This is a genomic window from Paraneptunicella aestuarii (assembly GCF_019900845.1).
Taxonomy (GTDB): domain Bacteria; phylum Pseudomonadota; class Gammaproteobacteria; order Enterobacterales; family Alteromonadaceae; genus Paraneptunicella; species Paraneptunicella aestuarii.
Window position 1 is genome coordinate 2,851,984 of sequence record NZ_CP074570.1, and the last position, 21,656, is coordinate 2,873,639.

General features: G+C 42.0%; 20 protein-coding genes. 11 read left to right on the forward strand and 9 right to left on the reverse strand.

All coding sequences use genetic code 11. The features are described 5' to 3' along the window. Positions 1-282 precede the first annotated feature (282 nt). From KIH87_RS10930 to KIH87_RS10955, 6 genes are all read left to right on the forward strand, one after another. The gene (locus KIH87_RS10930; RefSeq protein ID WP_232357914.1) at positions 283-666 is read left to right on the forward strand and encodes an ACT domain-containing protein; all 384 of its coding nucleotides are present in this window, start codon (positions 283-285) and stop codon (positions 664-666) included. Further along, complete coding sequence (locus KIH87_RS10935) at positions 666-1,193, forward strand: PTS sugar transporter subunit IIA (protein ID WP_232357915.1); 528 nt, start codon at positions 666-668, stop codon at positions 1,191-1,193. Before KIH87_RS10930 ends, KIH87_RS10935 begins: the two co-directional genes overlap by 1 nt. Positions 1,194-1,335: 142 nt before the next feature. Beyond that, positions 1,336-1,680, forward strand: coding sequence for an ArsC family reductase (locus KIH87_RS10940; RefSeq protein WP_232357916.1), 345 nt, complete (start codon positions 1,336-1,338; stop codon positions 1,678-1,680). Continuing rightward, positions 1,680-2,807 carry a succinyl-diaminopimelate desuccinylase gene (gene dapE, locus KIH87_RS10945; RefSeq protein ID WP_232357917.1) on the forward strand — a complete coding sequence of 376 codons (1,128 nt, stop codon included), beginning with the start codon at positions 1,680-1,682 and terminating at the stop codon, positions 2,805-2,807. The genes KIH87_RS10940 and dapE overlap by 1 nt, the downstream gene beginning before the upstream one ends. 30 nt (positions 2,808-2,837) lie before the next feature. After that, entirely contained in the window at positions 2,838-3,491 is a 654-nt protein-coding gene (locus KIH87_RS10950; protein ID WP_232357918.1) for a M15 family metallopeptidase, read from the forward strand. Beyond that, a complete protein-coding gene (locus KIH87_RS10955; protein WP_232357919.1) occupies positions 3,491-3,673 on the forward strand; it encodes a DUF2897 family protein in 183 nt (60 codons plus the stop codon). Before KIH87_RS10950 ends, KIH87_RS10955 begins: the two co-directional genes overlap by 1 nt. Positions 3,674-3,699: 26 nt before the next feature. Here the strand turns inward: KIH87_RS10955 and KIH87_RS10960 are convergent, their stop codons facing one another. The 5 genes from KIH87_RS10960 to pgm all read right to left on the reverse strand — a co-directional run bounded on the left by KIH87_RS10960 (position 3,700) and on the right by pgm (position 13,224). Next, entirely contained in the window at positions 3,700-5,640 is a 1,941-nt protein-coding gene (locus KIH87_RS10960; protein ID WP_232357920.1) for a hybrid sensor histidine kinase/response regulator, read from the reverse strand. Continuing rightward, positions 5,640-6,875: a sugar ABC transporter substrate-binding protein gene (locus KIH87_RS10965; RefSeq protein WP_232357921.1), complete on the reverse strand. Its 1,236-nt coding sequence runs from the start codon at positions 6,873-6,875 to the stop codon at positions 5,640-5,642. The genes KIH87_RS10960 and KIH87_RS10965 overlap by 1 nt, the downstream gene beginning before the upstream one ends. 323 nt (positions 6,876-7,198) lie before the next feature. After that, positions 7,199-8,263, reverse strand: coding sequence for a succinylglutamate desuccinylase (astE, locus tag KIH87_RS10970; RefSeq protein WP_232357922.1), 1,065 nt, complete (start codon positions 8,261-8,263; stop codon positions 7,199-7,201). Positions 8,264-8,577: 314 nt separating this feature from the next. Continuing rightward, positions 8,578-11,028, reverse strand: a complete 2,451-nt coding sequence (locus KIH87_RS10975; RefSeq protein WP_232361468.1) for a glycogen/starch/alpha-glucan phosphorylase — start codon at positions 11,026-11,028, stop codon at positions 8,578-8,580. A 543-nt stretch (positions 11,029-11,571) separates the two neighbouring features. Further along, on the reverse strand, positions 11,572-13,224 hold the full coding sequence (pgm, locus tag KIH87_RS10980) for a phosphoglucomutase (alpha-D-glucose-1,6-bisphosphate-dependent) (protein ID WP_232357923.1): 1,653 nt from the start codon (positions 13,222-13,224) through the stop codon (positions 11,572-11,574). A 209-nt stretch (positions 13,225-13,433) separates the two neighbouring features. On the opposite strand from pgm, the gene KIH87_RS10985 reads away from it, so the two are divergent. The 4 genes from KIH87_RS10985 (at position 13,434) to KIH87_RS11000 (ending at position 15,402) form a co-directional block, all read left to right on the forward strand. Then, entirely contained in the window at positions 13,434-14,201 is a 768-nt protein-coding gene (locus tag KIH87_RS10985) for an alpha/beta fold hydrolase (RefSeq protein WP_232357924.1), read from the forward strand. Between the two features lie 81 nt (positions 14,202-14,282). Next, positions 14,283-14,501: a DUF2788 domain-containing protein gene (locus KIH87_RS10990; protein WP_232357925.1), complete on the forward strand. Its 219-nt coding sequence runs from the start codon at positions 14,283-14,285 to the stop codon at positions 14,499-14,501. 66 nt (positions 14,502-14,567) lie between these two features. Further along, entirely contained in the window at positions 14,568-15,092 is a 525-nt protein-coding gene (gene fldA, locus KIH87_RS10995) for a flavodoxin FldA (protein ID WP_232357926.1), read from the forward strand. 103 nt (positions 15,093-15,195) lie between these two features. Beyond that, entirely contained in the window at positions 15,196-15,402 is a 207-nt protein-coding gene (locus tag KIH87_RS11000) for a hypothetical protein (RefSeq protein WP_232357927.1), read from the forward strand. Between the two features lie 68 nt (positions 15,403-15,470). Here KIH87_RS11000 and KIH87_RS11005 read toward each other — a convergent pair whose 3' ends face one another. After that, entirely contained in the window at positions 15,471-17,492 is a 2,022-nt protein-coding gene (locus KIH87_RS11005; RefSeq protein ID WP_232357928.1) for a HAMP domain-containing methyl-accepting chemotaxis protein, read from the reverse strand. Between the two features lie 528 nt (positions 17,493-18,020). Here KIH87_RS11005 and fur point away from each other — a divergent pair. Beyond that, positions 18,021-18,449 carry a ferric iron uptake transcriptional regulator gene (gene fur / locus KIH87_RS11010; RefSeq protein WP_232357929.1) on the forward strand — a complete coding sequence of 143 codons (429 nt, stop codon included), beginning with the start codon at positions 18,021-18,023 and terminating at the stop codon, positions 18,447-18,449. A 121-nt stretch (positions 18,450-18,570) separates the two neighbouring features. On the opposite strand, the gene alr is transcribed toward fur, so the two are convergent. The 3 genes from alr to KIH87_RS11025 form a co-directional block, all read right to left on the reverse strand. Continuing rightward, positions 18,571-19,668: an alanine racemase gene (gene alr, locus KIH87_RS11015; RefSeq protein WP_232357930.1), complete on the reverse strand. Its 1,098-nt coding sequence runs from the start codon at positions 19,666-19,668 to the stop codon at positions 18,571-18,573. A gap of 31 nt (positions 19,669-19,699) precedes the next feature. After that, positions 19,700-20,557, reverse strand: a complete 858-nt coding sequence (locus KIH87_RS11020; protein WP_232357931.1) for an aminotransferase class IV — start codon at positions 20,555-20,557, stop codon at positions 19,700-19,702. A gap of 108 nt (positions 20,558-20,665) precedes the next feature. After that, complete coding sequence (locus tag KIH87_RS11025) at positions 20,666-21,640, reverse strand: 5-oxoprolinase subunit C family protein (protein ID WP_232357932.1); 975 nt, start codon at positions 21,638-21,640, stop codon at positions 20,666-20,668. Positions 21,641-21,656 lie beyond the last annotated feature (16 nt).

Here is a 21,656-nt window from a genome sequence, read left to right on the forward strand (position 1 = left end):
CCCCCTTACATATCTGGATTGATCACTATTCAAACAACTTTTATTGTTGGCTTTTTATTCGTTGATCAAAAGCTGATCAAGACGAATTTTTATTATTTTTCATTGAGTTACAAGACAATACCATGCTTACCCCCAAGGTTATCCACAACATTTGTGTATATCTATTCTGGCGTAGATATACATTCGCCAATATTCTACACTTGCAAAAGGTCGCTGACTTTCAGATGATTTAAGTCGTTATTGCGCCTCAACAAATAAAATAACTACAACGTTGGATTAATTATGCCTAAACAGACATTAGCTGTATTGCCTCAACAGTTTTCAATATACAGTCTTGATGTCAATGCTGACATTCCAAAGCAAGTATTCAATGCATCGGTTTATTTTATTGGTAAAACCAATGAAGAGCTTTCTCTGGTGCTTCCCGAAACCATCACTATCGACGCAGAAGAATGCGACAGTGGCTGGTGTGCCATGGAAGTATTAGGCCCCCTGCAACTCTCTATGGTAGGGATCATGGCAGATATTGGCAACGTATTAGCTCAAGCGCAAATAAGTATTTTTGTTATATCAACATTTGAGACCGACTTTTTCCTGGTAAAAGCTCATAATCTGGGAAGTGCCGCCAAAGCGCTGGAAAACGGTGGTTATAAAGTCATACTGTAATGAGCCTATTTAGCAAGCAAATCCTTTCTGGCAGTGATCCTGTTCATTCAGTAAAAAACCCGGAACAAAGCAGAAAAATAGCAATTCCCAGCCCTCTCAATGGTCGGGTTAAGCCTTTAGATAGCGTTCCTTTAAAAATATTCTCACAACGGTTATTGGGCGAAGGCATTGCAATAGAGCCAAGCGGATATCAACTTTTCACTCCCTTTGACTGCAAAATCGATCTACTCCCAGCCACGGGCGAGCAAATACGACTGCGAGCATCCAACGGGCTACAGCTATTAATTCAATTGGGAATTGGCACTGAACGGCTGATGGGTGAAGGATTTAAATTTCATGTCAAAGAAGGTGATCTGGTACGTAAAGGTGAGCATATTCTTGATTTTGACCTGCGAAAAATGAAAGCTCAGCTAGATTCAATCCTATGCCCTGTTACCGTGCTTAATAGCCAAAAAATAAAGGGCATTGAACCCAATTTTCGACAGGTGCTGGCTTTGGAAGATCACATCTTCTATTTACATTTGTAATGTCCGATAGAGAAAATTTCTCTTTCCCTTTTTCTTTATTCTTGTTCATGCAGACAAGTAAAAACTTGCCGTTGCATTCTATCCCTTCTGCTATAACCTATACACACCACAAACATCATCTCCGGAACCTCACTTAATATTTATGATCACTGTATTTGGTATTAAAAACTGCGACACCATCAAAAAAGCCCGCAAATGGTTTGAATCTCAAAATATTGATTATCAATTTCATGATTATCGCGCTGATGGTCTGGATCAGGATTGGTTAAAATCCTTGCTTGCTGAACACGGCTGGGAAATCATTTTAAATAAAAAAGGCACTACCTACCGCCAGCTTCCAGAAGATAAGAAGGCTAATATTGATAATGAATCAGCCCTTGCTTTGTTAATGGAACATCCGGCAATGATTAAACGCCCTATCGTACAAAGTGAAAGCGACATTGCGATTGGTTTTAAAGAATCTGAATATGCGAGCAAATTTGCCTAATGTCTGAAGTAGTTGAATTGACCAAAGCGCTCATTAATCGTCGCTCTGTTACCCCGTTAGATGAAGGTTGTCAGGAAATGATGGCCGATTATCTTCGTCCTTTGGGTTTTGATATCGAATCTATGGTTTTTCACGACACAACCAATTTGTGGGCGCGAAAAGGCACTGAAGGCCCTGTATTTTGCTTTGCTGGGCATACCGACGTTGTACCATCGGGCCCAGAAGAAAAATGGCACACGCCCCCCTTTGAAGCCACTGAAAAGGATGGTTTTCTCTATGGTCGTGGCGCTGCTGATATGAAAGGCAGTCTGGCAGCCATGTTGGTTGCAACCAAGCGCTTTGTCACTCAACACCCAGAACACAAAGGCAGCATCGCGTTTTTAATCACCAGTGATGAAGAAGGCCCTTTTATCAATGGAACGCCCAAGGTTATTGAAACTTTAGAAGCGCGAAATGAGAAAATCACCTGGTGTATCGTCGGTGAACCTTCAAGCACCGAAAAAATGGGCGATGTGGTAAAAGTAGGAAGACGCGGCTCACTCACTGGCGACCTTGTCGTTTACGGTATCCAAGGCCATGTGGCCTACCCTCACTTGGCTAAAAATCCGGTTCATGAAGTCGCTGCGGCATTGGATCAACTGGCAAAAATGCACTGGGACAACGGTAATGAGTTTTTCCCACCAACCAGCTTTCAAATTTCCAATGTCAGAGCGGGTACTGGCGCAGGCAATGTTATTCCTGGGCATATTGATGTTTGCTTTAACTTCCGCTTTTCAACCGAAGTGACCAATGAACATCTTATGACATTAGTGACCGACATTCTGGACAGCCATGAATTGGATTATGAAATAAAATGGACGTTCAACGGTCAGCCATTCATTACCACTGCTGGAGATTTGGTTAACGCGACACAAAGTGCAATTAAAGAAGTGACAGGGATCGACACCGATTTATCCACTTCAGGCGGCACTTCCGATGGTCGTTTTATCGCTCCAACTGGCGCTCAGGTAGTAGAGTTAGGGCCAGTAAATGCTACCATTCACAAGATCAACGAATGTGTAAAAATGGCAGATTTGGATTCTCTGGCAACAACCTATGAAGCCATTATGAAACGTCTGCTTGTTTAATGTCGGTATAAAATCGCTTGGGAATAAAACATGCTGACACCTGATAACTTAACGATCATTGACGAAAAACATCGCTTACATCCAGAAGCATACAAACGCTTTTTGACTATGCGTGAAGTAGCGTTAAGTTCAGGCGTTCATATTGATATTGTCAGTAGCTATAGAAGCGTTGAGCAACAGCTCGCCATTTGGAATGCCAAATGGCGAGGTGAGCGTCCTCTATATAACCGCAAAACTGAATTAGTCGATGCTCATACCCTCTCAAATGAAGAAAAGCTACACACCATCCTCATTTTTTCCGCCTTGCCTGGAGCCAGCCGACATCATTGGGGCACAGATCTTGATGTGTATGACGCAACAGCCATGTCAAATGCTAACCAGACATTGCAATTAATTGAAGCTGAGTATGCTCCCGGCGCGCCCTGCTATCCCTTGTTTCAATGGATGCAACATCACTCTCACGAATTTGGTTTTTACTTCCCTTACATTGATGATGTTGGCGGTATCGCCAGAGAACCTTGGCATATTAGTTTTAAGCCGATAGCCGATAAAATTCTGGCAGAATTGACGCTTGAAAAATTACAGCAACAGATTGAAAAAATGGATATTTTAGGTAAATCAACCATTCTGGAAAACCTGCCAGACATCTACCATCGTTATATTTTGAACAAAGGAGTCATCTAATGTCTACCGGGTGGATTATCGCCATTATTGTGATTGCGTTAGGAATAATCGTAAGCAACATTATGCTTGTTAAAAAAACCGCAAAGATGAAAATGCCTTCTCTTAAAGATCTTGAGCAAGAAAAACAGAAAAATGAAGGCTCTCAGAACAAAAATCAGGGCTCAAACGAAGACAAGGGGTAAGATCAAATAATTGGAGCCCCTAAGAGCTATAAAAGGTATTTCGCTAGCTTAGAATGCAAATGATTCAACAGAATCGGTTTACCGATATGATCGGTAAAACCGGCCGCTTCATAAGTCTTGACATCATCAGACATAACATTAGCGGTAAGGGCAATGACAGGTATTCTTAAATTGCTCTGCTGTAATAAATACAATGATTCAAATCCATCCATCACGGGCATTTGAATATCCATCAGTATCAAATCCGGTTGGAACGACTCAAACAACTCATAAGCCTCCTTACCGTTACTCGCAATTTTAATGGTCGCCTGAGTGGCTGATAGCATGGATTCAATGACCATTTGGTTAATTTCATTATCCTCGGCAACCAGTATTTTCTTCCCTGACAACTGTGGCACAGTATCCATTTCATCCTGAACGGTATTGTCATCCTCTTCAATCACAGCACAGGTTTGAAGTGGAAGAATCACCTCAAATACGGTTCCAACCCCCTGCTGACTGGAAACATCTAACTCCCCTTGCATCATTTCAATCAATTTTTGGGTAATCGACATGCCAAGGCCAGTACCGCCAAATTGCCTTGTTGTAGAACTATCAGCCTGTTCAAAACGGTTAAACACCCGAGAAATCACCTCCTCGGACATACCAATACCCGTGTCTTTTACGGAAAAGCGCAAACTTTGATATCCATTTTCATTCATGTTTGAAGGAGACTGAACAATAATGGATACCTTACCTTGCAAAGTGAATTTCACAGCATTAGACACCAGATTAAGCAAAATTTGCTTAATTCTGACCGGATCTCCCAGCCAACCATCCTTAAAGTCTGGGCTAACAATCAATTCCAATTTCACTGACTTTTTCACAGCTAGCGGAGTCATATCAGAAATGATTAATTCACACACATCAATGAACTTAAATGGCACTTCTTCCAATGACAACTTCCCCGCTTCCATTTTGGAGTAATCCAGAATGTCATTAATGATGGTAAGCAAGCTCTGGCAAGAAACGAGAGAGTTTTTAACCAATGTCCGATATTCTGACTTCTCGGTTTTATGCAGGATAATTTGCAAGGCTCCCAAAATCGCATTCATCGGCGTTCGAATTTCATGGCTCATGTTAGCCAGAAAATCAGACTTCGCTTTATTCGCCGATTCAGCAGCTAATGTAGATAGTGCCAGCTGGCTTTCAATCCTTCTCATGCTGGTAAAGATCCTGAAACAGCAATAAATCAGCAAGACAAAGAAAACCAGACAAGCAATGGCTGAAAACCCCATATTTCTTAATTCTTTCTGAGACTCCAGCGCAATACGGTTATGAATAAGCTGTGTTGCTTCCGCAACAGGTTGCAGAATATTGGCCTTAGCCTGGCGATAGGCGATACCATTAAGTAGCCGAATAGCACGATTCTGGTTACTCTGCCCTGACAACATCAGAGCCTGCTGCTCTGTTGGATCGGTCTCCGCACGACTAACTATTTCAAAGGCTAAGCTCTCAAGTAGCGCTAAAGCATCAGAACGATGTTGTGCGGTACGAATAAGCTCATATTCTTTTGGCGTTAAATTTTGTTCCAGCAACCTTTCGTGCAAACTTTTAGGGCTCACTGTGGTTGAAGGCACATAATCAACAACCCCAGACGATGCAATTTCCCAAAATGAAGGATGATAATTCTCTGGCGGAGGCATCTGACCATTTCTAATGGCAAGAATAATATCGAAATAGTGTTTTAATCTTACTTCACCATTAGAAATATAAGCTCTAGCCATATTGGTCAGATCATTGGTACTTTGGTGTAGTTCTTCGGTTAATTTAAGCGTGACATTTCTTTGCTCTTCCATATCTTTTAAATTTTGCTGAGCACCAAAGATACCGGCTGTTGATAAAGCGACAATCAGTGCACAGATAACCGCACCTACCAGATAGAATTTTTGTAATGATGTCATTGGATGAGAATAAGAGGCAGACATCACTTCAACACTCTTTTCTGGCTACGCAGCTGCTCGAACTTGCCGGCAAGCTCTTGAGTTTCGGCGTCGATATTGTATGCCGCTTTTTCAATGCCGATCTGATCTTGTAACACGGCCAGGACATTGTTACTTAATGCACTCCACATAAAGCTAATTGAAGCATGTGACTGTATGGAGATTGAGTCATTCAGCAAGGTAAAAAACTGACTTTCAAATTCGCTTGTTCGCTTGTTAAGTTTACTATTTGGATCAATAGACGCCGGATATAGGCCGTATTCGTGAAAAATATGAGTTTGTGTTTTATCCTTATTAAAGAACTCAATGAGCGATTTCATTTTTTGCTTTCTATTGGCTTCACTCTCTTTTTTGTTCTTCGGAAAGGCAATAACATAATTAGAAGAAAGCCCCCTTACAGCATGCCCCTTAATGGCAGGAATAGCCGCAACACCAAGATTATCACCTAGTGCGCGCTTAAACTCTCGATAGTTCCAATCGCCATCAATGGTGTAAGCAACTTGCCCATTAAGAAAATCAAATGAGTCGCAGCTTCTGCCACAAAACCTGATTAAATCTGCTTGCTCAACAATTTCTTTGTAACTTTTCAGAGCAGAAAGCATTGCTTCGTTGTTTAGTTTCAACGCCTCATTTGTCTCAATATTGCCGCCAAATGCATAGTAGAATGGCAAAAAATAAAATGGGGCTCGATACTGCCACGTAATGGCCTGTATGCCCTTTTCACTGAGTTGTTGAGCTTGTTGAAACAGTTCATCCCAAGAACTAGCAGGGTTACTAACCAATAATTTGTTGTAGTAGAGCAACAAAAAATTACCCGTGGTTATGGGGTAGCCAAAATAAGCATCTTTCGAATTGCCTCGTTCAGATTGAGGAAAATTCTCTTTATCAATAGCCTGGAAACGATAATCCTGATGAAGTCCAAGAAAATCGGAAGGAACAATAACGGCGTCGGGCAAAATTTCAGCATCAGCGGCAAATAATAAATCGCCCTTAAGATCTTCCACACCAAAAAAGACAATCGACAATTCTTGCCCAAATTGATGTCGATACTGTTCATTAAGCGAATCAAAAGAATTGTAACCACCAAACGCAGACCACAGCACCAAGTTGTCGGCATGCCGTAATTCCGGTACAAGTATATCACTACGATATTCAGAGTCTTGCCCCCACACATTCAGGGAGAAAACAAAAAAAACAATAATAAGGATTGGGTGGTGCACTCTATAGGTAACTCCGTACAACAGTAATCTGATATTCTGATTCTACTTACAAAGCGCTCTTCTTTTCCCTAGAACCTATATCCATGCTGTACGCTACCATATCACTTGAGCTATTACAGACAGCTCCAAAGTACCGCAAAGTACCGATAGCCCACCCCTACCATTAACCGAAAAAGCTTTGCTCTCTAATTTTGCTCTCTAGAAATTAACTACAATTTGATGTTGCAAAAACGCCTTTATTAGATCCTAGCGTATTCTATTCATTTCGCTAAAAAAATTACTTATAACCGGCCTCGGTTGATTGATAATTATTCTTTTATGTTCTACAGCGTCGTTGGCACCACGGTCAGTAATGCACGTTGACCAATCTCAACATTCGCATTTGGGAACACAATAGCTTCACCATCTTGTTCTGCAACATATTGACGCCCCGACTCTTCAGCAAAAACAAAACCTCGTTGAAAATCAGCAAAATTAGGCACATCTTCGTCGAAATTCAACCTAAAATCACCTTTCGATTTATTAATCACTTGATTCACATGGTATATTAAAAACTTATCTGAATCATAGTCAGGTAATTGAAAAACGGGATTTGTCGCAAAATCCGTTAGCGTTTTTCGGGCATCGGCAAATCGACTCATGTCATTCTCACCAAAGGGATGAACCTTGCCTAATTCAACCGTAAAGGCATCAGCGCCAAAATGTTTACTACTAAAGTAACTAAACGTCGTGGTGGGAGAGTTAGACAATAATATGGTGTAAACACCACAAGCGCCCATAAAAGCAACTTGCTCGGGTTTTCTTGCAATACCGGGCGTAAAGGGATACACCGCAAACTTTTCGTTTTTAGAGTCACGAATCGCGGTATGAAGATCATAATGAAACCGCTCTCGAGCGCCCTGCTCATCTTGTTTATTGAGCGACGGCGCCATGAAAAAAGCTCGAACCTCTTGTTCCAACTTTGCAGCACGAACACGTTCGGCATTTTGAGGCACATCAGGGTTACTATGCTCTCCATCGAATAAACGATTCATATTCTCTTCAACAAAACGCTTCGCAATATCCATCGCTGGCAGGTTGCCAAAAATGACCATCAAGCGATGTACAACCCTCAGTTTTTCCGTCAGAAGTTGCTGCACCAGCTCGTCACAAATCTCGATAGGCGCGGTTTCATTACCATGAATGCCGCAAGAATAAACAATATCTTTATTACTGATAGTGGCAGGCTCAAAGACAATAATTCCCTCGCAAGGAACAATAACTTTAGTGCCATTATCAAGGATAAAATCAAGAGGTTGAGCAAACAATGCCGCTTGCTGACGAGATAATGAAAGAAAAGTGCCATTGGCACGTAATTGAGCAACTGTGTTTAACTTCTGGTCTGTCATAGGGTTTTAATATTTATATTCATTCTGCGTAAGAGAAAATATGCGTGTTTCAGTAAGAAATACGTTAATTAGCAAATATTTTACGCAAGAAAGAATCTTATGTCGCCGAAGATAATATGAAAATCCGTTAATAGGAATAGCTAAAGAGTAAAGAAAGCTTGATAGTCGGGCTGTGTTTGTTAAGTCAGATGGCTTTAGATGACCATAGTAAAAGCAGAAAAGGCGTAGAGAATCTGGATTCCCCACGCCTTTTTAACTCGTCACATTAAGATACTAACTTAATTTTTGCCTGTAACGCAGTATAACCAGAAGCCTTAATCTACGTTACAAGGTTTCAGACGCCAGATCTTGTCAACGTATTCTGCGATACAACGGTCTGAGGTGAATTTCCCCATATTCGCGGTATTAATGATTGCCGCTTTTGCCCAGGCTTTTTTATCTCTATACAACTTATCCACGGCTTTATTCGCTTCCGAATAAGATTCAAAGTCAGCCAGGGCTAAATAGGCATCACCATGTTCCAACAAGCTATGTTTGATTGACGCTAACGCTCCCGGTTTACCCGGTGTGAAGTAATCGGATTCTAACCAATCCAGCACCGCTTTAATCTCTGGGTTCTTGTAGTAATAGTCATAAGGATTATAACCATTTGCCCACAGCTCATTGACCTGCTCGACGGTATTACCGAAGATGAAAATATTTTCATCACCTACTTCCTCAGCGATTTCAATATTCGCACCATCCAGCGTTCCCAAAGTAATCGCGCCATTTAGTGCCAGTTTCATATTTCCTGTACCAGAGGCTTCTTTACCTGCTGTGGAGATTTGTTGAGAAACATCAGCAGCCGGGATCATTTTCTCTGCCAAACTCACTCTGTAGTTAGGCAAGAACACAACCTTCAATTTATGGTTAACGCGGGTGTCGTTGTTAACTTTCTCGGCAACCTTGTTGATGGCATAAATAATGTCTTTCGCCAACTTATATCCCGGTGCAGCTTTAGCTCCAAACAGGAATACACGAGGATGCATATCGTATCCCGGATTTTCCAGTAAGCGCTTATACAAAGCCATAATGTGCAACAGATTTAAGTGCTGGCGCTTATATTCGTGCAAGCGTTTAATCTGAATATCAAAGATGGCATCAGGACTGATTTCAATACCGGTCAGCTTCATCACTTCATCAGCCAATGCCACTTTGTTCTGACGCTTGATACCCATAAATTGCTCTTGGAAAGCCGGATCATCAGCATATTTGCCCAGCTCTCTAAGCTTGTCTAAATGTAGCGGCCAATCATCCCCTATTTTACTGTCGATAAGCTTCGATAATTCAGGGTTACATGCCTTCAACCAACGACGTGGCGTAATACCGTTAGTAACATTAGTAAATTTAGTCGGCCAGATTTCGTTAAATTCAGGGAACAAGTCTTCTTTCACCAACTTGGAATGGATTTCCGCCACACCGTTTACCGCATAGGAACCAATAACGCTCAAATGCCCCATGCGAACCATTTTCTCGCCGCCTTCTTCAATAATAGACAGCTTGGATTTAATACCCGGGTTATTCGGCCAACGAGCGTCCACTTCATCCATAAAACGTTGGTTAATTTCGTAAATAATTTCCAGATGACGCGGTAATACATGTTCCATCAAACGCACAGACCACTTCTCTAGCGCTTCTGGCAATAAAGTATGGTTTGTATAGGCAAACACTTTGGTTGTAATGTTCCAGGCTTTGTCCCAGTCCATTTCCGCACGATCAACCAGAATACGCATTAGTTCAGGAATGGCGATTGCCGGGTGAGTATCGTTTAGCTGAATAACAACCTGATCAACGAAACGGCTCCAGTCATCACCATGAGCGCGCTTATATCGACGGATAATGTCTTTTAAGGAACAAGCACAGAAGAAATACTGCTGGATCAAGCGCAGCTCTTTACCGGCATGTGTTTCATCATTGGGGTATAACACTTTGGAGATGGTTTCTGCTTTTACGTTCTCGGCATGCGCATCCAGATAACCACCTGCGTTAAATACGTCCCAGTTAAAATAATCGGAAGCCTGACTTTCCCATAGGCGAAGTACGTTAACCGTATTACCACCATAACCAACAATAGGAATATCCCAAGGCAATCCTTTTACGATCAATCCAGGGTGCCACTCTTTCTGAATGCGTCCGTCATGGCCATATTTGGTTTCGACATAACCATACAAGGGAATTTCCTGAATCGACTCAGGGCGGCAAATCTCCCAAGGGTTGCCATAGTCACGCCAGCTATCAGGTCGTTCAATTTGAGCACCGTTTTGGATCTCCTGGCGGAATAATCCGTGTTCATAATGCAGCCCGTAACCTAATGCTGGCAACTCCATAGTCGCCAAAGAATCGATATAACAAGCAGCCAAACGCCCCAAACCGCCATTACCCAAGGCCATGTCTGGTTCGCCTTCCATCACATCGGTCAGGTTAATACCCAGCTCATGCAATGCTTGTTCAGTCGCATCAAACATACCCAGGTTATGCAGGTTGTTTGACATTAAACGCCCCATCAAATACTCGGCAGAGAAGTAATGAACAGCACGAGTGTCGTTAAAATAATGGGTCTTTTGAGTTTTTCTTAATTGCTCAAGCACTTGCTCATTAATTGCTGCGCAAGTCGCTTTCCACCATGCATGGTTGTTAGCCTTATTTTCATCTGTACCTAACGTACAATGCAGATGGTTTACGATGGATTCTTTTATTTTGTCTTTGGTCAACGACGCAGCCACCATTGCGCTTTTTTTGGATGCTTTCTTGCTATCACCTTTTGATGAGCTTGCAGATTTATTCTTATTCGTTGGCATGTCATCGCCCTCAATCACTGTTAATCAAATGCTGGTTTCCAGTCCATAGTGCAATTATCACTCACCATGAAACAACAAAATCTGTAATAAAATTACAGCTTGATACTTTTTACCCCATTTAAAAACAAATTATAAGGGGTTGAATGTTAATATTTTGTTAATTTTTTTACTTATTTTATTGCAAACTTTCAAAAAGGCTTATTTTTTACATTAAATTAATAATTATAGATCACTTGGTTTACATTTGGGGAAATGTCACATGCAGCCATATGCCTCAAAATTAAAAAAAGAGATTTGAAAAACGAAATTTACAAAGGAAGTAAAGAAGGAAATTTAAGGAGAGAGATTTAACAAATACTTTATTAAGACATGATTATTTCATTGAGCAGCTTTCATTGAGCAGTTTTTATGAAGAAAGAATTGGCTTTAATCACTGCTGTTGCTCATAAAAGAGCAACAGCAGCTCTTACATTACACACCAGCGGTATCAAAAACACCTTGCACCAAGGTCTTGGCTTCATCTATCAAGGCTTCCAGATGTGCTTCACCTTTAAAGCTCTCGGCATAAATTTTATAGATGTTTTCCGTTCCCGATGGGCGAGCAGCAAACCAGCCATTTTCGGTACTGACCTTAACACCACCAATCGCCGCATTGTTTCCAGGAGCATGAGTTTGAATAGATTTAATCTCTTCCCCTGCTAAAACACTGCTTGTGATCACATCACGATTCATACTGCTTAAAGCTTGTTTTTGTTGTGGATTCGCCGCAACATCCAAACGTCGATAATGAGGTTCACCAAACTGTTGCGTTAGTTCGGAATAATGTTGACCAGGATCCTTACCCGTAACAGCGGTGATTTCCGCAGCAAGCAAGCAGAGAATGATACCGTCTTTATCCGTCGCCCAGGCTTTCCCATTGCGACGCAAGAAAATCCCTCCAGCACTTTCTTCTCCGGAAAATCCCAGCTGACTATTTAACATGCCATCGACAAACCATTTAAATCCTACCGGCATTTCAGCGATATCTCGATGCAAGCTGGCCGCAACACGATCGATCATGGAGCTGGAAACCAGCGTTTTACCAATTTTTAAGGATTCAGACCACTCTGGACGATGCTGATAAAGATAGTTAATCGCCACCGCCAGATAATGATTAGGGTTCATCAAGCCACTGGATTTACACACGATACCGTGGCGATCAAAATCAGGATCATTGCCAAAGGCTAAATCAAACTTGCTTTTGAGCTTGATTAAACCCGCCATGGCGTAGGGCGAAGAGCAATCCATGCGTAATTTGCCATCCTTATCTCGATGCATAAAAGAAAAGGTAGGATCGACTCTGCGATTCACGACTTCAATATTCAAGCCATATTTATCGGCAATCATGTCCCAATAGCTCAAACCTGCACCACCCAATGGATCTGTGCCCAATGCAAGCCCGGCATCGCGAATAGCTTGCATGTCCAAAACCTGATCCAATTCAGCAACATAGTTGACTCGAAAGTCCTGCTCATGAAACAAATCACTGGACTTCGCTTGCGTAAACGACATTCGCTTAACCTGACTTAATCCATTAGCAATGATCTCATTAGCACGATTTTGGATAACCTTGGTAACGTCTGAGTCTGCCGGGCCGCCATTAGGTGGATTATATTTAAAGCCACCATCTTCGGGCGGATTATGCGATGGCGTGATCACAATACCATCTGCCAAATGACTGTCTTTACCTTGATTGTGGTTCAATATGGCATGTGAAATCACTGGCGTTGGCGTATAACCGCCATCAGCTTGCACCATCACATTCACACCATTAGCTACCAGCACTTCAACAGCAGTAATAAATGCCGCTTCAGATAACGCATGAGTATCGATACCGATAAACATGACGCCATCAATCCCCTGTTGCACACGATACTCAGCAATCGCCTGGCATATCGCAGCAATGTGAGTTTCATTAAAAGTACAATCAAAAGAACAACCTCGATGGCCTGATGTGCCAAAGCTAACGGCATGGTGAGGATTTTCAGGGTCTGGTGTTAAGGTGTAATAGGCACTAACCAATTTGGGAATATTAACGAGCTGATTTAAATCAGCGGGTTGGCCAGCTTGAGGATGCAACGCCATTTCTGAAACTCCTTGGAATTCACGGGATTAGGAAAGCCCATACATTACACCGCAAATAAGTCACAATAAAGAAGGGAACCGCATTTGTCTTAGACGATTTAGCCTTGAATATTGTATGAATGCAGTAAACACCCTTTGCAAAACAAGCTTGAGTTGAGCAAAATGCGCCCTGTTTTACAGAGGCAAAGTAAACCTGAGCAGGAACGGATATGTCACTTAATTTTAAACGAGTTGGTGAAGGTAAACCCATTGTTATGCTTCATGGCTTATTTGGTAGCCTGGATAACCTAGGTTCAATCAGTCGAGAATTACAATCACAGTTCGATGTTATTTCTGTCGATCTTCCCGATCATGGACGTTCACCGCATAGCCCATCCTTTAGTTACGAACAATACGCCAAGCAAGTCCTGGACGTTATTGAGCTGAACGAATTAGAGCAAGTCTCTCTGTTAGGACATTCCATGGGCGGTAAGGTAGCCATGCATATGGCATTGAATCATCCTGAGAAGATAAGCAGCCTGATCGTGGCAGATATTGCACCAGTACAATATCAAGCACGCCACAATAAAGTCTTTGATGCTTTAAAAGCAGTACAGCTGGATAAAATCAGCAGCCGTAAAGACGCCGAAAAAGCCATGTCTCAATATATTGAAGAGCAAGGTGTTATTCAGTTTCTACTGCGCAGTTTAACTCAAACACCCGATGGAAAGTTCGCTTGGCGCTTTAATCTGGACATGCTGATGCGTGATTATTCGCAATTATCTGAAGGCATTTCACACCCAATTCCCTATGAAGCACCTACACTATTCATCAAGGGGGGAAATTCTGATTATATTACGGCAGAGCATCGTCCTGTGATCACGCAATTATTCCCCAATGCCAGTGCTAAAGTGATGCAAGGAACAGGACATTGGCTGCATGCAGAAAAACCGGGAGTATTTGCCAAACTGGTTAAGGATTTTGTTACAACAATTTGATCCAAATCGGGGTAAGCGCGTTACAGTGCAGACCGCTTATGCTATAGTCCGCGATTATTTTTGAGGAGCAAACGCAATACCATGCTCAGCGAACATTTTGAACAGATAGAATCTATTGTTCTTGATTTAACACTTTTGGCGCTTTTTATTCTGATGGGCATGGCTGTTCACGATGTTCTAAAGAAAAATGATGTGCCACTTATAGGTCGACTGGCTGCTTATTTAGTGCTGTTTTTAGGTGCAGCGGGCTTTCTGGCAAAAGGACTTATCCAGTTGATATGGGAAGCCGTAGGACTTTAACAGTCAAGCTTGATACTACAATTAACAACATATTTTGATTTTTATAGAGTATAAGGTAAGTAATTCATGGCGAGCGTTGGTTTATTTTTTGGAAGTGATACAGGCAACACGGAGCATGTGTCAAAGTTAATCCAAAAAGAACTGGGTAAAGATTTGGTTGATATTCAAGACATTGCCAAATCCTCTAAAGAAGATATCGAGAAGTATGACCTGCTACTCTTCGGGATTCCAACCTGGTATTACGGTGAAGCTCAATGCGATTGGGATGACTTCTTCCCTGAACTGGAGCAAATCGACTTCACCGACAAGCTGGTGGCTATTTTCGGTTGTGGTGATCAGGAAGACTATGCAGAGTATTTCCTGGATGCCATGGGCATGATCCGCGATATCGTTGAAACCAGAGGCGCTATCGTTGTCGGACACTGGCCTACCGATAGTTACGATTTTGAAGCCTCAAAAGGCTTGGTAGACGAAAACCATTTCGTGGGTTTGGGCATTGATGAAGACCGCCAACCAGAACTGACAGAATCCAGAGTTGCGCAGTGGTGTAAACAGCTACAAGAAGAAATGTGTTTATCTGAATTGGGCTAAATCCAACTGGATAATCCAGGGTCTGTTGACCTTTGTTCATAATTTATGCAGCTGACAATTTTTGAGTCAGACAATCGCAAATGAACGAGTCTAGTGGGTCTAAATGAGTGAAATTTGTGAGCAGTATGGCTCAAAAAGGGGCGCAGCCCCCTATCTACTCAAAGAACGGCTTGAAGCTAAAATTGCCTGCCCCGGCGTTGTTAATGACTTATTTGGATTGCCAAACAGCGTCATTAACGCCTTGGTTCAAACAATTTTATCGTTCAACATAAAAAATGAACAAAGGTCAACAGACCCTAGCATCAGATAAAACTATCAGTTAATAAAAAAGAGAAGCCAGGCTTCTCTTTTTTAGTGTCCATTATTTGTGTTTTTAGTCTAAATCTTAAACTTGGCAACCGCACCTTTTAACTGCGCCATTAACTCATCCAACTGCTGTACCGCACTATTGGATTGACGCGTTGTATCCGCACTGGTTTCTGCAAGTTCTACGATAGTACACAAGCGCTCAGCGACATTCTGCAATAGTTCATCCTGCGTGCCAGTGTCTTTTACAATATGCTCGTTGATATCCGATAATTCCGTCACAATCTGGCTAATGGACGTGACATTGCCATCAACACTTTCAATCAAGCTGACACTTTGCTCCGACTGTTCTTTACCTCGTTGAATGGCGCTAACGGCCATACCTGCGTCACTCTGCAAGTTAGCAATCATCTTTTCAATTTCTTCCGTGGAATTTTGCGTTCTGTTTGCCAAAGTGCGTACTTCGTCGGCAACAACAGCAAAACCTCGCCCTTGCTCCCCTGCTCTGGCGGCTTCGATGGCAGCATTCAAAGCCAACAAATTAGTTTGCTCGGCGATGGTTTTAATCACATCGAGAATACTGCCAATGTTTTTACTGTTTTCATTTAAACGCGCAATAACCTCGGAACTCTCTTGTGCCTGTTTGGCTTGATTCACAATCTGCTGGCGAGTTTTTACAACCAGCTGCCTTGCATCGTCAGTTTTATGAATGACTTCTTCCAACTTCTCCATGCCGTAATTGATTTGGGTAAGGTTGTTCTGACTCGTAGTACGCACTTGCTGAGTGTTATCTGCTGTGAACTTCACTTCTTCCAACTGTTTATCAACACGTTGCAGCGTTTCATTACCCAATGACACGGTAGAAGCAGTTGCACTTTGCAAATGTTCCTGCTGCTCCAAAATCTGCAGAATCAAACCATGCAGGTTATGAGAAAGCTGATTAATTTTTCCTGCTAACTGCCCAAATTCACAAGCACTGCTAGCATCAGCCTGATGGGTTAAATCACCGCTACTGATAATTTGCAGGCTATTGCTGATCCGCTGCAATGGGCGATGTATTCCACGAACGGTAATAAATCCAATTAACGAAGCGGCAACTACACCAAATGCCATGATTGCCATTCCTGTAACCACGTTGGATTGCACATCACCTAATATGGCGGATTGTCCGTCTAGCGTACTTTGGTTGATACGTGCCGACATCTCGGTAAATTCAGATTCAGCCTTCATTAGATTCGCTTCCGCATCTCTCATCAAGGCTTTGCTATTCTCTAACAAAGCTAATAGCCGATCGTAATTTTTTAATATACCTTGAGAGCCACTTATGAGTTGATCGATTTTGGCATAAGCTTCATTGTAGGATTCAACCAAACCATCGGTATTAACCCCTGCGGCTGTTCTATTTAAAAATTCATTAGCTTGCTGCACATTACTCACAGCAAATTGCAGATTGTTTTGAATTGTAGTGGCAGTTTCTCTGTCTCGGGCTGCAATCAATTCTTTAATATTATCCAGCATGGTTATCATGTGAATATCAATATTGTTTCCCTGCCCTGCGAGGTTCTGCAATACCGGATCAGTATCGGCATTATCAATAAATGCGATATCTAACAAGAATGAGGTGGTATCAGTTGCTGAGGATCTGATTGTTTCAAACTGAGCTTCCAGCTCACTAATCAATACAAGTGATTCTTCTCTGCTTTTATACATATTGGAAACAGAACTGAGATACGCCTCGGCATCACTTGAACCTCTTTGCAGACGTTCACGTTCACCGTTTTTGACCAGCCCGGATAATTTATCAATTTGATTAAGGTAGTCGCTTTTCAAAGCATCAAAGCCGTTCTTGTTATTAATCAGCTCTTGAAGACTATCGACATAGTAGTCACGCAATGAAAGTTTCCCCAAATTTAACAATTGGGTTTGCACCAAACTCATTTGAGACTGTAGCGGCATTTTTTCCTGAATAACGGATTCGGCTGAAGAACGAATGTTCGCCAAGCCTACATAGGAAGCAATGTTGGTAACAATTAACATCACGATTAGCAAAGCAAAGCCAATAATGATTTTGGTAACGACTGTCAAACCATTCATGACATGCCTCCATCAACAAAGTAAATGATATGTGATGAACGTGTGCAAATATCGATATTTTTATTTAACGAGACGTATTTCAAGAGTTGCTCACTCCCGAATGGAGCGGCAATTGGGTAAACCTTTCGCCAAGGTTCATTGTTATTCGTGGTTCAAGTGCAAACACCATACTACCTATACACTACTATCTGCAAAAACCATTCAATGCCAGTTAAATTTAGTTTCGTTTTCACCAATACAACAGGTAAGAAAAACGGCTAAATTTGTCTAGTATATGAACTGGTCATACCGCTTAACAAAGAGTTTACATACTACCTAAAATTCCCCGAGACACAAGATTTAGTATCATTTTCGCTAACAATCGGAGTAACAAAATTCTCTCAAAACAAAACAATGTCACAAAGGGCAATTTGGTGTTTCTGAAAATCATTAAAAAATTGCAGATTAATGGCTAATCTTGGGGTTTTAGCTTTCAATTAGAACTGAGTTACCTATAATAACGTCATTCTAATCGCGCAGTTCAGACACATGGATCAAAACCAAGAATTAAAAAAGGCCGGTCTAAAGGTAACCTTACCCCGACTTAAAATTTTAGAAATCCTGCAATTACCAGAAAACCAACATATTAGCGCTGAAGAAGTCTATAAGATCCTTCTGGATCAAGGCGAAGATATCGGCTTGGCAACCGTTTATCGAGTATTAAACCAATTTGATGATGCTGGAATATTGAATCGCCATCACTTTGAAGGCGGTAAATCGGTATTTGAAATCAGCAACAAGAATCATCACGATCATTTAGTTTGCCTGGATTGCGGTCGAGTTATGGAATTCGAAGATGAAGTGATCGAGCAACGACAAAATGAAATTGCCCGAACTCATGATATTAAACTAACTAACCATAGTTTGTATCTGTATGGCAATTGCCAAAAGAAAGACTGCGAGTTTAAAAACGATTAAACCAGCTTCTTACATCAAAGGAGCAAGCCCCCCTTTCTTAAATTGATTTAAAAAGTCTCTGCTAATCAAAAGTGCATTTCCAAGTACCCTTTTGATTAGCAACTTCGGTTCTTTTATATTGTCAGCAATAACTCTTGGGAACCCGCATAGGCATTCGGGTCATTAGCTCATGTCCAATAGTATTTGCCCACTGAGCAATTTCATTAATATCCAGTCCTTTCCCCCAAAGAATCACTTCATCGCCCACTTTAACGCCGCTAATGTGTGTGACATCAATGCTTAGCATATCCATAGACACTCTTCCGGCAACATAAGCTCTTTGCCCATTGACTAAAACCGGAGTACCGCTTCTTGCGTTGCGCGGGTAGCCATCACCATATCCAATAGCAACCGTTGCAATAACGGAAGGCTTTTCAGCTTCCCAGGTACTGCCATAGCCAACCTTATCTCCTTTGGGCACATCTCTAAGAGCAATGATTTCCGACTTCAATGTCATCACGGGCTCCAGCTTCTCAGCTAAAGGAAGTGATTCAGCTAGTGGAGATACGCCATACAGCATAATGCCTGGACGGATCCAGTCACTGCTCCCCGTTTCCCACCCCATAATGGTGGCGGAATTGCCAATGCTGGTTTCTATTTTATCACCAAACTCTTTTTCCAGTGTTTGATGTAATTGATGAAAATCAGCTAATTGCCTTTGCGTATGAGCATTTCCCAAATCATCGGCGCTGGCAATTTGGGTCATCAAGATAATGCTATCCTTCACATTCTTACTGTTTTTCAACTGACGATAACAATCCTGAGCCTCATCCAGTTTAAGTCCCAAACGATGCATTCCTGAATCGACTTTTAGCCAGGCTCGGATAGGTTTAGGCAATTGTTTTGAAAGTAAATCATCGATTTGCTGCTGATTATGAAACACCACTTCCATATTATTTTGCGAAGCACACAATAGCTCAGACGCTTCAAAGCATCCTTCCAACAGCAAAATCGGGGTTTTTATATCTTCATGGCGGAGTAACATGGCTTCTTCAACGCAAGAAACAGCAAGCAGGCTAATGTATCCCTGCAAGGCTTCCGCTATTTTGATGGAGCCATGTCCATAAGCGTTTGCCTTGATAACAGCAACGATTTGGCTTTGAGGTGCTACTTGAGAAATTAATGCACAATTATGTCTTAGTGCAGTTAAATCTATTTTCATTTTTGCCGGACGTGGCATGAACCTTCCTAACTTCTATTACTTCACAATATTAAATATCGAATTTATGAGTGGCATATAATGGCTGAACCTTTCGCCATACATTTCCAATAGCGCCATTACCCACAGGATGATCATCCAGTTCGATTACTGGCATGATTTCTCTGGTTGAACTGGTCAGCCAGATTTCATCAGCATTTTTGACTTCATCCATCGAAATAGCTCGTTCTTCAACGGTAATACCTGCAAATCGTTGTAGTACCTGTATGAGAATGTCTCGAGTAATGCCGGGTAAGATTTGCTTATCCAACACTGGCGTACTAATAACTTCGCCTTTAACAACAAACACATTCGCTGAGCTGGCTTCGGTTAATTCATTGTGTTCATTGAACAACAGTGTTTCGTCATAGCCTTGCTGATGTGAATGCTGAAAATGCAGTACATTGCCCAAAAGCGATGTAGATTTGATATTGCAATGATCCCAGCGTCTATCTTCCTGACTAAGCACCTTAGCCACTTGCAAAGGTTCAGCCCCAGCCTCTAAAGGCGCATTAATGGAGAATGTACGAATAAATACCGTGGGAGCAGTATCGCTCATGTAACCATGGAAACGCTTTTGCGACACACCTCGTGTCACATGAACATAAATGCCAAGGTTATCGCCTTCATTGCGTTGCAATATTTCATTGAATAGCTCTACCCACTCAGCGTGAGACATTGGGTGAGGAATTTGCAACGCATCAAGGCCAAAATTCAATCTATCCAGATGCAATTTGGCACCAATAATTTTGCCGCTATAGGTAGGAATACTTTCGTAGAGACCTTCACCAAACAAAAAGCCTCGATCCATAGGTGAAATACGTGCTTCATTCTCTGGGATAAATTGTCCGTTTAAAAACACAATACTCATGAAAAGATAAATTCCTGTTAGCTGGATATTCGACGCCGGATTATGCCACGCAGCTTGCCATGCTGCATTCAACTTATCTTTATTTTTGGCAATTAAGACTCATTATTTTCAATAATTACTGGAAATAGGTGAAATTGAACGCATGTAAATATGCAATTGCCTAAACAAGGACTGAGCGCGATGTAAGGAAACCAGTTTAAACTTAACCGTCTCACCCGGAGCAAGCTGCGCCAACCGCCAGCAATCCACTGCGCACACAGATCCAATTTTAGGATAACCACCTAATGTTTGTCGATCTTGCAACAACACTATTGGCTGCCCATCGCCCGGAACTTGTATAGCACCAAGCCCCGTTGCTTCGGAAAGCATTCCGGGCATATCGTGTACTACTGCTTTCCCTTGCAAGCGATACCCCATCCGGTTGCTGTCCTGAGATATTCGATATGAGTTACTCAGCAAAGTTTTTCTTGCTGACTTTGAAAACTGGCTATATTGCCCACCAGGTATCATTCTGATGGTGCCTGGATCACAGCCCACATCATCAAACCAGCCCCAATCAATAAAGCGCTTAGGCAATATCAATGAAGTCGTTGCTGCTGTTTGTCGATATTGCAACAGATCACCCGCTCGAATAAGTTGCCCATCACCAGTAATGCCACCAATACCTTCACGCATATTGGTGGCAACACTATTTAAAATGGGTTGCACGACAAAACCACCTCGAACCGCCAGATAATTACGCATTCCAATATCGGGTCTTTCTATTTTCAAGATATCGCCAGCACGAATAGCATGGCTCTGCCAACACGCACGTTTTTGTCCATTGATAGTAACTTTAACATCAGCACCGGTCACACACATAACGGTAGAGGCCAAGGCTTTGAGTTCAAGCGCACCCATGACAATTTCCAGCACAGGCATATAAGACGCATTACCACACAAACGATTGGCCCAATGCGCAGACCAATAATCCATCACGCCAGAAGTGCTTACCCCCAAATGCGCAACACCTTTGCGTCCCAAATCCTGCAGTAAAGTAAGGAAACCAGGCTTAATAACGCTAAATCCAGTGGGTTGAGTCATGTAGCTTACTTCTCTT